Genomic DNA, 12,867 nt, shown 5'->3' on the forward strand with positions numbered 1-12,867 from the left:
TTATTTAATTAAATTTATCAAAATTTTAACATAAAATAAAAATTTTAATCGATTATATAATTAAATAAAAATATTTTTATATTAAATAGTTAAAATTGAAAATAAATATATTAAACAAAAGATTTAATAAACATCAAAAGTACCAATATGTTTATATAATTAACTATTTTATATTAAAAAATATAATTATAATATAACCATATTATTTAATTTATTTAGGAAAATAAGTATATGAATAATAACTTTTATAAAAAAAATTTTTTAAACTTTTCTTTATTTAACAAAGAAGATATAGAATTTCTAATAAAATTTTCATCTCATTTAAAAAAAACAAGAAAAGAAAAAAAAGAAAAAAAATACCTGAAGAACAAAAATATAATTCTTATTTTTGAAAAAGAATCTACTAGAACTAGATGTGCTTTTGAAGTAGCCGCATTTGAACAAGGAGCTAATACTACGTATATAGGACCAAAAGATAGTCATATTGGGTATAAAGAATCGTTTAAAGATACAGCTAAATTTCTTAGTAAAATATATCACGCTATACAATACAGAGGTCATGAGCATGAAAAAATAGAAGAATTAGCTAAATATTCAGATATAACTGTATGGAATGGACTAACTAACAAATTTCATCCAACACAAATTATTGCTGATTTATTAACTATGAAAGAAAATTTACCAGAAAAAAAAATAGAAAACATTTCTTGTGCTTATATAGGAGATATAAATAATAATATATGTAATTCTATACTAGAAATATCTAAAATAACAGGAATGAAAATAAACTTAATTTCTCCTAAAAAATATTGGTTTCAATATAAAAGAAAAAAAAATAATAATGTATTTTTAACCGAAAATATTGCAAAAGGAGTAAAAGATGTAGATTTTATATATACAGATATATGGTTATCTATGGGAGAAACAGAAACATCCTGGGAAGAAAAAATAAAATTTTTAAAGAACTATCAAGTAAATAAAAATGTTTTAAAATTAAGTCAAAATAAAGAAATTAAATTTTTACATTGTTTACCTTCTTTACATGATAAAAATACTATAATAGGGAAAAAGATTTTAAATGAATATAAATTTCTAAACAATGGAGTAGAAGTAACAAATGAAGTTTTTGAATCAAAAAATAGTTTAGTATTTGAACAAGCAGAAAATAGATTACATACTATAAAAGCTATCATGATATTAACATTAATAAAAAATGTACAATTTTAATAAAATTATTATTTTGAATATAAAAATAAATTAAAAAATAAAAGGTTTATATAAAAAATGATTAAGAAAAAAATACAGACTAAAAATGCTCCTGAAGCTATAGGGCCATATGTACAAGGAATAAGTTTAGGAAAAAATATAGTAATCACTTCAGGACAAATTCCTATAGATCCTATATCAAAAAATATTCCTAAGGGAATTGAAAAACAAACAGAAATAGTATTATTAAATATTAAAGAAATAATTCAAAAATCTGGTTTATTAGTAAATAACATAGTAAAAACAACAATTTTTACTACTAATTTAAATAAAATTAATATTATAAATAATATTTATGAAAATTTTTTTATAAAAAATAAGGTTATTATTTTTCCAGTTAGATCTTGTGTAGAAGTTTCTAGATTACCTAAAAATGTATTAATAGAAATTGAAGCTATGGCTTTTAAAGAATAATTAACTAATTTAATATTTAACAAAATTTTGTAAGTTAATATGCCACACTTTTGTGGCATAAATTATAAAAGTCCACAAATAAAAAATTATAAGTCACGAAGACGTAATTGCGCAACATAAGATAATTCATTTTTCTTTTTTACATTTTTGATATTTTGTTTTTTATCATTTGATTTTCGTGAATGATAAAAATTATAATAATTGTTATTTTTATTATTTTTAATTTCTCTTTGTTGTTTATTGCAAATTAACTTAATATTAATAAATTTATTTAAAATACGAGTTTTAGATAATTTTAGTAAAAAATTCTTTGAAATTCCTTTAGATAACTCAATATTTGAATAATTGGAAAATAATTTTATATTTCCAATGTTTCTACTATTTATATTACCTTCATTAGAAATAGCTCCAACTATATGACGTACTTCTACTCCATCATTACGACCAACATCAATACGATATAAATCAGTATTTGATGAATCTTTACTACGATCTTTTCTAAATCTATAATTTTTATTAGAATTATTTTTATTATGATAACTATTATTGTTTTTAAATTTATTAAAAGAAATTTTATTTGGTTTTAAAATAGTATCTGGGGGTAAAATTAATGGTCTATCTCGTTGCGCCATTTTTAATAATGCTGCTGCTAAATTTTCAATGCTTAAATCATGTTGTATAGGTTTAATTTTAGTTAATAAATTACAATATTTATCTAAATCTTTACTTTCTAATTCTTTTTTAACCATTTCGGAAAACTTAGATAAACGTTTTTCGCTTAATAATTTAGAGTTTGGTAAATAAATTTCAGTAATCCGCAATTTAATATTACGTTCTATATTTTTAAGTAATCTGTATTCACGTGGCTCTACAAATAATATAGCTCTTCCTGTTCTTCCTGCTCTACCTGTTCTACCTATACGATGCACATAAGACTCAGCATCCATAGGGATATCATAATTTATAACTAAACTAATACGATCCACATCCAAGCCTCTAGCTGCAACATCAGTTGCAATTAATATATCCAATCTGCCATCTTTTAATCTCTCTAAAGTCTGTTCTCTTAAAGATTGATTCATATCACCATTTAATGCAGAACTATTATAACCACTTTTTTCTAAAGCTTCAGAAACTTCTAGAGTCGCACTTTTAGTTCGTACGAATATTATAGTTGCAGAAAAGTCTTCTGATTCTAAAAATCTAACTAAAGCATTAGTTTTTTTTCCATATACCATCCAATAACTTTGTTTAATATTAGGGCGATTAGAAACATTTGAATTTATTCTAACTTCTTTAGGTTTATTCATAAATCTTCTAGATATATTTCTAATTACATCAGGCATAGTAGCAGAAAATAATGCTGTTTGATGTTTAGATGGAATTTGTTTCATAATATTTTCAACATCTTCAATAAATCCCATTCTTAACATCTCATCTGCTTCGTCTAAAACTAAACCATGTATTTTGCCAAGTTTTAATGTACCTCTTTTTAAATGATCTAATAATCTTCCAGGCGTACCTACAACTATTTGAGGTCCTTGACGTAAAATTTTTAATTGTAGTTCATATCTCTGTCCACCATACAAAGCTAAAACATTAATTCCATATAAATATTTTGAAAACAAAACAAAAGATTCTGCTACCTGAACGGCTAATTCTCTAGTAGGAGTCAAAACTAATATCTGAGGAGCTTTTAATGAAATGTTAACATTATTCAATAACGGTAAAGCAAATGCAGCTGTTTTGCCACTACCAGTTTGCGCCATACCTAAAACATCTTTTCCAGATAATAGATATGGAATACATTCTGATTGAATAGGAGAAGGTTTTAAATAATCTAAATCATCAAGAGACCTAGTAATATTAGGTTTTAAACCAAGATCAGAAAATTTAATTTGATTATTAATCATGAAATAATTATACCTCTTAAGTTACGGGCATCCAGTTTTTACATAACTTAATATTATAAAAAATATTTTATATTTTTAATAAAAATTATTATTAACTGGATTATAAATATATAATGAGAAGTTATGTTAATATTTAGTTTACAATTAGAATATAAGAAATTTAAAAATGAAATAAATTGTAAAAAATTTATCTCATATTGATTTTATTTTTTAAAATGTTTATTAAAAATAATATTTATTATACATTTTTTTTGAAAAAAAGACAAAAATATCTATTATTATTAATAATAATAAAATTATTTTGTAATTTCCTTCATGCTCAAACGAAGTCTTCCTTGACGATCTATTTCTAAAACTTTTACTTTAATTTCTTGATCTATATTTAAATAATCTGTCACTTTATTAACATGTTTATCGGCAATCTGTGAAATGTGAACCAAACCTTCTTTAGATATTCCAATAGAAACAAAAGCACCAAAATCAACAATCCTAGTAACTTTACCTTCATAAATTTTACCAACTTCTATATCTGTTGTTATTTCTTTAATACGTAAAATGGCATTTTGAGCTTTTTCTTCAATATTAGATGAAATTTTTATCATTCCATTATCTTCAATCTCAATTATAGTACCAGTTTCCTCTGTTAGCATCCTTATTACGGAACCTCCTTTACCTATTATGTCTTTAATTTTTTCAGGACTAATCTGAATAGTATAAATTCTAGGAGCAAATTTTGATAAATTAAGACGAGGAATACTTAAGGCTTTATCCATAACATCTAGAATATGCAATCTTGCTCCTTTTGCTTGATTTAAAGAAGTTTTAATAATTCTTTCATCTACAAATTCTGTTTTTATATCCATCTGGAGAGCAGTGATTCCTGATCTATTTCCTGCAACTTTTAAATCCATATCTCCTATGTTATCTTCATAACCTAAAATATCTGATAAAATCACATAATTATCACCTTCTTTAATTAAACCCATAGCTATACCTGCTACAGAAGATTTTATAGGCACTCCAGCGTCCATTAAAGCTAAAGAGGCACCACATACTGAAGCCATAGAAGATGATCCATTAGATTCAGTAATTTCTGAAACTATACGTACTGTGTAAGGAAAGTCTTTAATATTAGGCATAACAGCTAAAATACTCTTTTTGGCTAAACGACCATGTCCTATTTCTCTTCTTTTAGGAGATCCTACTAATCCTATTTCTCCTGTAGAGTAAGGAGGAAAATTATAATGAAATAGAAAATTATCTACTCTATCACCTAATATTTCATCGATATTTTGAGCATCTCTGGATGTACCTAAAGTTACAGATACTAAAGATTGAGTATCACCTCTTGTAAATAAAGAAGAACCATGAGTACGTGGTAAAACTCCTGTTCTAATATCTAAAGCTCTTATCATATCTTTATCTCTACCATCTATTCGTAAATTATTATTTAATAATTTCATACGTACAATATTTTTTTGAATTAATTTAAATATTTCTTCAATATCTTCATTTATAAAATTTTTATTATTCTGTGTTAAGAACAAAAAAATATTTTTTTTAATTGAATCTAAAATATTAAATCTATTATTTATATTAATAACATCATAAGCTTTATTGATTTCAATTTCAGATATAGATTTTATAGTATTAAACAAATCAATATCATAAGAAATAGGTGACCATAAAAAAGATTTTCTTTCATAATTTTCTACTAAATCATTTATATTATTAATAACTATTTGTTGGTTTTTATGACCAAATAAGATGGCTTGCATTATTTTTTCTTCAGTTAATATATTAGCTTCAGCCTCTACCATTAATATACTATCTGATTTACTTGAAATAACTAAATCTAAATCACTATTTTTCATTTCATCAATAGTAGGATTTAAAATATAGTTATTATTAATATAACCTATTCTAGCAGCACCAATAGGGCCATTAAAAGGAATACCAGATAAAGATAAAGCAGCAGAAGCACCAATAATAGCAATTATATCTGGATTTATTTGAGGATTAACAGACACTACAGTTGCTATTATTTGAACTTCATGAGTAAATCCAAAAGAAAATAGAGGTCTTATAGGACGATCAATTAAACGAGATACTAAAATTTCATTTTCATTAGGTCTCCCTTCTCTTCTAAAAAAACCACCAGGTATGCGACCTGCTGCATAAGTTCTTTCTTGATAATTTACAGTAAGAGGGAAAAATTTTTTTTCAGTATTAGGTATTTTATCACAAACAACAGTTACAAATACAGAAGTATCACCCATGCTAGCCATAACAGCAGATGTAGCTTGACGACCCATAATACCTGTTTCTAAAGTAACAATATGATTTCCATATTTAAATTTATGAAAAATAGGTTTAAACAAAATAAAAATCCTTAATATAGAGATATATAAATATCATATGAAATAAAAAATAAAAAATTAATTATAAAATTTTTAAATAAAAAACAAAAATTTACAATCAAATATTCAATATAAGCTAGTCAAAAAGGGCAATTAATTGCCCTTTTTGACTAGCTTCAAAATATAAAACATCAAAAATTAATTTCTTGAAAATATATTAACGGCGTAATTTTAAGTCTTCAATTAAAATATTATAACGTGATATATTTTTATATTTTAAATAATTTAATAATTTTCTTCTTTTAGACACCATGTTCAACAAGCCTCTTTTGCTACAAAAATCTTTTGTATGTTTAGAGAAATGATGTTGTAAATAATTAATTTGTTCTGTAATTAATGCAATTTGAACTTCTGTTATACCACTATTATTTTTATTTTTTCCATACTTAAAAACTATTTTTTTCTTTAAATTTTTATCTAAAGACATGTAAACCTCATATACATTTATGTAAAATGATAATAAATAATTTAACACAAATATAAAAAAATTATATTTTTGATTAATTTTAAAATAAATAATTTAAATAGTAATATCTATTATACATTTTGGTATTAAAAAACCTTTAATATTATAAATAGCTATACCAAAAAAAATTTTTTTATTTCCTTCAGTTAAACGTACTAATCCTTGATTATGATTAGAAGAATAATTTATAATTTGACCATATTTTAACTTTAAAGATTGATTATAGGATAAATTAACTTCAGGCAAAAAAGAAACAATAGAATTAGATGGTAACAATAATTTAATAAGTTTTTTTCGCATATTATTAATATATATGCCTGTATTGTTTATTGGTTTTTTTAAAAAATCCAAGGATATAAGATTAGAAGATGAATACGAAGATACTTTTAAACGTCTTAGAGAAACAACATGAGCTCCGCACCCTAAGTATTCTCCTAAATCATGAATAATAGTACGTATGTACGTACCTTTAGAACAATGAATTTTAAAAAAAATAAAATTTTTATTTTTTTTTAAAAATAAAATTTTACTAATATTAACTTTTCTAAATTTACGAAAAACCGTTAAACCTTTACGAGCATATTTATACAATGGAATTCCATTACATTTGATAGCTGAATACATCGGAGGTAATTGACATATTTTTCCATTAAATTTATTTAGAGAATTTAAAAATTGATCATGAGTAAAATTAACCATTCTTTTACAAACTATTATTCCATCAGCATCATAAGTAGATGTAGAAACACCAAAACAAGCTTCTACTTCATAAACTTTATTAGAATTAAGTAAAAATTGAGATAATTTAGTAGCTTTACCTATGCAAATAGGTAACATACCAGTAGCTATAGGATCTAAAGAACCCGTATGACCTACTTTATTAAGAAAAAATATTGATTTAATTTTTTTTACAACATCATTAGATGTTATTCCTTTAGGTTTATCTAGTAGTAATATTCCTTGAATTTTTTTATATTCATAAGGAATCATAAAAATAACCTTTTTTATTAATTTATTTAATATGTTTTATTTAATATTCATAGTTTTATTAATAATATTAGATATATAAATTCCTTTAACTAAAGAGTCATCATAAACAAAACTTAATTTAGGAACAACACGTAAATTTAAATTTTTACGTAGTATTATACGAATATAATCAGATGCTTTAATTAAAATATTCATAGTTTTTCTAATCATATTTTTCTCATCATTATTATATAAAGTCACGAATATTTTAGCGGAAGATAAATCACGAGATAATTTTACATGTGATATGGTTATAAATACGCAATTTATGCGAGGATCTCTAATTTTTCTATATAAGATACTCATTATTTCTTTTTTAATTTCTTCAGAAATACGACTAGATCTAAAAAATAAATTATTCATGCAAAAAAATCTCTAATTTTATTTTAAATTAAATTTATTAAATAGTACTATTTACTTTTGTTAATTTTAATACTTCAATAATATCATCAGAACATACATCATTATAGTTTTTAATTCCAATTCCACATTCAACACCACTACGAATTTCATTTACATCTTCTTTAAAACGACGCAAAGATTCTAATTGTCCTTTATAAACACAAGTACCATTTCTTAATATACGTATAGAGCTATTACGTTTAACAAATCCTTCTGTTACAATACAACCGGCTATTAAACCAAATTTAGGAGATTTAAATACATTTCTAACTTTAGCTAAACCAATAATTTCATATTTATATTCTGGTGAAATCATGTTATTCATCATTAAATTAATTTCTTCAATAAGCTTATATATTATAGAATGATATATATAATTAATATTTTCTTTTTCTATAATACGTTTCAATGAATTATTTAGTTTAATGTTAAATCCTATAATTAATGAACTGGATGCAATAGCTAAAGAAACATCTGTTTCTGTAATATTACCAATACCAGAATGTATGATATTAATTTTTATTTTATCGTTTGATAAGCTACATAATGAACTACAGATTGATTCTAAAGATCCGTGTACATTCGATTTTAATATTATATTAAAATTTATTAATTTATTTTTATCTATACTTGAAAAAATATTTTCTGTTTTACTTTTTTCTCTACGTAATAATTTAACTTCTCTATTTTTTGCTTGTCTGTAATATGCAATATCTCGAGCTTGTTTTTCGCTATTTACTACATTAATAATATCCCCAGGAATAGGAATACCAGATAAACCTAATATAGTTACAGGAATAGATGGTTCTGCTGATTTTATTTCTTCTCCTAATTCATTAAATAAAGCTCTTATTTTTCCATATTCTAAACCACACAAAACTATATTACCTTTCTTTAATACTCCTTGACGTATTAATACAGTAGCTATAGGACCTCTACCTTTATCAAGAAAGGATTCAATTACAACACCCTTAGCAAGTCCAGAAAATGTAGTTTTAATATCCAAAATTTCAGATTGCAAAGAAATAGAATTTAATAAATCTTGTATACCAATATCTTTCTTAGCTGAAATATTTACAAAAATATTATCTCCTCCCCATTCTTCTGGAACAATATTATATTTTACTAATTCATTTTTAATCTTTAATATTTTTGTTAGCTCAGATTTATCTATTTTATTTATAGCAACAATAATAGGAACTTTAGCAAAATTTGCATGATTTATAGATTCTATAGTCTGAGGCATTACACCATCATCCGCAGCTATTACTAAAACAATAATATCTGTGATTTTAGCTCCTCTAGATCTTATAGAGGTAAATGCTTCATGCCCAGGAGTATCAATGAAAGTAATAATACTATTGTTATGTCTTACATAATACGCGCCAATATTTTGAGTAATACCTCCAGGTTCTTTAGAAGCTAGATCAGTAGAACGAATACGATCTAAAAGTGAAGTTTTTCCATGATCTACATGACCCATTATTGCAACAACAGGTGGTCTTGTTTTTTTTATATGAGTTATATTAGAATTTTCAATATCCTTAATTAACAAACTTTCTAATTTATTAGATTCATACAAAGTTACTTTATGACCCATTTCTTCTGCAACTAATTGAGCTGTTTCTTGATCTATTAACTGATTTATTGTAACAATGCTACCCATATTCATTAATAACTTAATAACTATAGAACTCTTTACAGCCATTTTATTTGATAAATCTGCAACTGTAATAGTTTCTCCTATAGTAATATTTCGGTTAATATTTTTTTTAGGTTTTTTAAAACTCTGATGTAAAATATTATTTTTAAAATTTTTAGTTTTATTTTTATTTAACATATTAAAACTATGATCTTTAAATTTTCTTTTTTTAAATCTAGCACTTTTATTATTAATTTTACGTATTTTATCTAATTTTGTATAACGATCATCTTTATTTAATTTAAAATTATTAGATAATTTAGAACTAAATTCCTTTTTATTATTTCTAATAACATTTTTTTTATTTTTAAATGTAGTTTTTGATTCTTTTTTTAACTTAACAGAAAAATTTTTATTATTATTTTTATTTGCAGAATAAACCTTAGATTTATATTGTATATCTTTTAAATTATTTTTATTAATTATTTCTTTCTGTTTATTATAAGAATTATTAACAGTATCTTTTGATGAAACTAAGTTTTTCAAATCAGTTGCGCTTTTATTATGGTTTTTTTTAATTATTTTATTTTTTATTGATAAATTTTGTGTATTAGAAGAACTTATAAGATTAATTTTATTTGTAATTTTATTATTTTTTTTATACAATAATTTAGAGTTTTTTAAATAAGTTTTATTTTTTCTAAACTCAATTTTTACAGATTTATTTTTGCCATTATTACTAGAAATATTTAAAAAACTTTTTACTTTGCGTTTTAAAGTCATATGCATAAGTGATTTACCACGTTGCTTACTTAAATGATCAAGTAAAACTTCTTTTTCATGCTCACTCACGTAATCATTTTTATTTTTTACAATTCCTGCATCAGAAAATTGTTTTAATAAAATATCTAATGAAATATTTATTTCAATTGCTAATAATTCTATAGATATATTTGTCATTCTATTTATCCTATTATTTTTTAGTATTAAACCAGCATATATTTCTTGCTTGCATAATTAATTCACCAGCTTTCTTATTATCTAGAAAAGGAATGTCAATTAAATCATCTATTGCTTGATCGGCTAAATTTTCTAAAGTTAAAATTCCTTTTTTGTTTAATTCTTTCAATAGTAATTTGTTAACATTTTTTAATGAAAGAATTAAAGAACTTGTTTTGCTATTTCTGATATTTTCTTCTTTAGCTAACTCTAATGTAACTAAAGCATTTCTAGCTTTATGACGTATCTCCTTAAGTAAACATTTATTAATAGTTTTTATTTCAAGTAATTCTTCAAAAGGAACATAGACTAATTCTTCTAAAGAAGAAAAACCTTCATGAAATAAAATTTCAGCTAAAGATTTATCTATACTTAAATATTTAACAAAAATATCAATTGAAGTATTTTGTTCTTCCTGATGTTTTATATTTAAATCATCTATAGTCATAACATTAAGATTCCAACCACTTAATTGTGAAGCTAATCTAACATTTTGTCCATTCCTACCAATAGCCTGTGCAAGATGATTAGATTCTACTGCTATATCCATAGAATGATTTTCTTCATCTACTATTATAGATGAAACATCAGCAGGCGCCATAGAATTAATTACAAATTGAGCAGGATTTTCATTCCATAAAACTATATCAATTTTTTCTCCACATAATTCACTAGAAATAGCCTGAACACGAGCTCCTCTCATTCCTACACAAGCTCCTATAGGATCTATTCTTTTATCATTTGTTTTTACAGCTATTTTCGCGCGAGATCCAGGATCTCTTGCAGCAGCTTTAATTTCAATTAACTCTTCTCCTATTTCAGGAACTTCAATTCTGAATAATTCTATTAACATTTCAGATTTAGATCTACTGATAAATAACTGTATATTTTTAGATTCATTATAAACCGAATATAAAATACCTTTTAATCTATCTCCTAATCTAAAGTTTTCTCTAGGAAGCATATCTTCGCGAATTAATAATGCCTCAGCATTGTTACCTAAATCAACAATAATACTATCTCTATTTATTTTTTTTACTAAACCTGTTATTATTTCACCGGAACGACTACTAAACTGTTCCATAATCATAGTTTTTTCAGCTTCACGAACTTTCTGTACAATAACTTGTTTTGCTGTTTGCGTAGTTATTCTATCAAAAACAACTGATTCAATTTGATCTTCAATATAGTCTTTCACCTGCAATAAATTATTTTCAAAACGTGCTGCTTCTAAAGTAATTTCTTTTGTAGGATGAACTACTTCAGAAACAACTAACCATCTACGAAAAGTATAAAAATCCCCACTTTTACGATTAATACAAACTCTAACATCAATTTCTTGTTCATGTTTTTTTTTTGTTGCTATAGCTAATGCACTTTCTAAAGCTTCAAAAATTTTTTCTCTAGGTAAAGATTTTTCATTAGAAACAGCCTCTACGACTGCCAAAATTTCTTTATTCATTTTATTAAACTCCAAAAAAACTTGTAAAGAAAACAAAATAAATATTTTAAAGTAGTAAAAATAAAAATTTTTTATAAAAAAAACAAAAATATATTAATTCATTAAATTTAATTATTAAATAATTAATATTTAAGATATAAGAATTTTTTTATAAAAATCTAAAATTAAATATTTATATTTAAAAAATAATATATAATTATTGTATAAAAAATAACAATTCATTTAAAAAATAATAAAAATTAAAAATTTATGTATATAATTTTTATTAAAATAAAGATTTCTTTTATAATAAAAAACCCCGAGTAAACGGGGTCAAATATAAAAATTAATAGATTTATAAAATCAAAAGTATATAAATTTTTAAACTTTAAAAATATATTAAGAGTTTAAAATCTAAAAATATTCAACAAAAATATTTTTAGATTTTATTGAAATAATTAAAGTAGTATAATGCCGAGGACGGGACTCGAACCCGCAAACTTAAAATCAAAGTACTACTACCTCAAAGTAGTGTGTATACCAATTTCACCACCTCGGCTTATTTTTAAAAATAATAAAATAAATAAACTGTTATTTATTAACATTATTTTTTAACAAATAAATATCATCGGTATCTCTGCTACTAAGATTACAAAGCAATAAGCTTATTATAAAAAAAATACAAGCAAAAAACATAGTTAATTTAGTAATAAAGTTATTATTATTAAAGTATAAAAAATTGTTTGTATTATTTTTATTTAATATATTGTTTGAGTTTTGTTGTATAATTATACATGTAATAAGAAATAAAGATACTAATAAAAAAATTAACAAAAAAAAATTATACATAAATGATCCTTATAAAATTTAATTAA

The 12,867-nt window shown here is 23.3% G+C and carries 10 protein-coding genes and 1 tRNA gene; 2 read left to right on the forward strand and 9 right to left on the reverse strand.

The genetic code is table 11. The features are described 5' to 3' along the window. The first annotated feature begins 231 nt into the window (after positions 1-231). Both argF and AB4W60_RS01645 read left to right on the forward strand, forming a co-directional pair. Complete coding sequence (gene argF / locus AB4W60_RS01640; protein WP_367676033.1) at positions 232-1,227, forward strand: ornithine carbamoyltransferase; 996 nt, start codon at positions 232-234, stop codon at positions 1,225-1,227. A 60-nt stretch (positions 1,228-1,287) separates the two neighbouring features. Further along, entirely contained in the window at positions 1,288-1,680 is a 393-nt protein-coding gene (locus AB4W60_RS01645) for a Rid family detoxifying hydrolase (protein WP_343188880.1), read from the forward strand. An 86-nt stretch (positions 1,681-1,766) separates the two neighbouring features. On the opposite strand, the gene AB4W60_RS01650 is transcribed toward AB4W60_RS01645, so the two are convergent. The 9 genes from AB4W60_RS01650 to secG form a co-directional block, all read right to left on the reverse strand. Beyond that, entirely contained in the window at positions 1,767-3,593 is a 1,827-nt protein-coding gene (locus AB4W60_RS01650) for a DEAD/DEAH box helicase (RefSeq protein ID WP_367676034.1), read from the reverse strand. 296 nt (positions 3,594-3,889) lie between these two features. Next, complete coding sequence (gene pnp / locus AB4W60_RS01655) at positions 3,890-5,974, reverse strand: polyribonucleotide nucleotidyltransferase (protein WP_367676035.1); 2,085 nt, start codon at positions 5,972-5,974, stop codon at positions 3,890-3,892. A 196-nt stretch (positions 5,975-6,170) separates the two neighbouring features. Further along, the gene (rpsO, locus tag AB4W60_RS01660) at positions 6,171-6,440 is read right to left on the reverse strand and encodes a 30S ribosomal protein S15 (protein ID WP_367676036.1); all 270 of its coding nucleotides are present in this window, start codon (positions 6,438-6,440) and stop codon (positions 6,171-6,173) included. A gap of 93 nt (positions 6,441-6,533) precedes the next feature. After that, a complete protein-coding gene (truB, locus tag AB4W60_RS01665; RefSeq protein WP_367676037.1) occupies positions 6,534-7,469 on the reverse strand; it encodes a tRNA pseudouridine(55) synthase TruB in 936 nt (311 codons plus the stop codon). A 36-nt stretch (positions 7,470-7,505) separates the two neighbouring features. Then, a complete protein-coding gene (gene rbfA / locus AB4W60_RS01670) occupies positions 7,506-7,871 on the reverse strand; it encodes a 30S ribosome-binding factor RbfA (protein WP_367676038.1) in 366 nt (121 codons plus the stop codon). 37 nt (positions 7,872-7,908) lie between these two features. Further along, positions 7,909-10,512, reverse strand: a complete 2,604-nt coding sequence (infB, locus tag AB4W60_RS01675; protein WP_367676039.1) for a translation initiation factor IF-2 — start codon at positions 10,510-10,512, stop codon at positions 7,909-7,911. Between the two features lie 13 nt (positions 10,513-10,525). Next, positions 10,526-12,013, reverse strand: a complete 1,488-nt coding sequence (nusA, locus tag AB4W60_RS01680) for a transcription termination factor NusA (protein ID WP_367676040.1) — start codon at positions 12,011-12,013, stop codon at positions 10,526-10,528. 451 nt (positions 12,014-12,464) lie between these two features. Beyond that, positions 12,465-12,551 (reverse strand) — tRNA-Leu (locus AB4W60_RS01685). A 32-nt stretch (positions 12,552-12,583) separates the two neighbouring features. Then, on the reverse strand, positions 12,584-12,841 hold the full coding sequence (gene secG, locus AB4W60_RS01690) for a preprotein translocase subunit SecG (RefSeq protein WP_367676041.1): 258 nt from the start codon (positions 12,839-12,841) through the stop codon (positions 12,584-12,586). Positions 12,842-12,867: the final 26 nt, after the last annotated feature.

Source organism: Buchnera aphidicola (Neophyllaphis podocarpi), assembly GCF_964059055.1.
Taxonomy (GTDB): domain Bacteria; phylum Pseudomonadota; class Gammaproteobacteria; order Enterobacterales; family Enterobacteriaceae; genus Buchnera_M; species Buchnera_M aphidicola_A.

Coding starts and splice junctions, on each gene's coding strand:
- argF (WP_367676033.1), top strand. CDS start 232: ATGAATAATAACTTTTATAAAAAAAATTTTTTAAACTTTTCTTTATTT.
- AB4W60_RS01650 (WP_367676034.1), bottom strand. CDS start 3,593: ATGATTAATAATCAAATTAAATTTTCTGATCTTGGTTTAAAACCTAAT.
- rpsO (WP_367676036.1), bottom strand. CDS start 6,440: ATGTCTTTAGATAAAAATTTAAAGAAAAAAATAGTTTTTAAGTATGGA.
- truB (WP_367676037.1), bottom strand. CDS start 7,469: ATGATTCCTTATGAATATAAAAAAATTCAAGGAATATTACTACTAGAT.
- rbfA (WP_367676038.1), bottom strand. CDS start 7,871: ATGAATAATTTATTTTTTAGATCTAGTCGTATTTCTGAAGAAATTAAA.
- infB (WP_367676039.1), bottom strand. CDS start 10,512: ATGACAAATATATCTATAGAATTATTAGCAATTGAAATAAATATTTCA.
- nusA (WP_367676040.1), bottom strand. CDS start 12,013: ATGAATAAAGAAATTTTGGCAGTCGTAGAGGCTGTTTCTAATGAAAAA.
- secG (WP_367676041.1), bottom strand. CDS start 12,841: ATGTATAATTTTTTTTTGTTAATTTTTTTATTAGTATCTTTATTTCTT.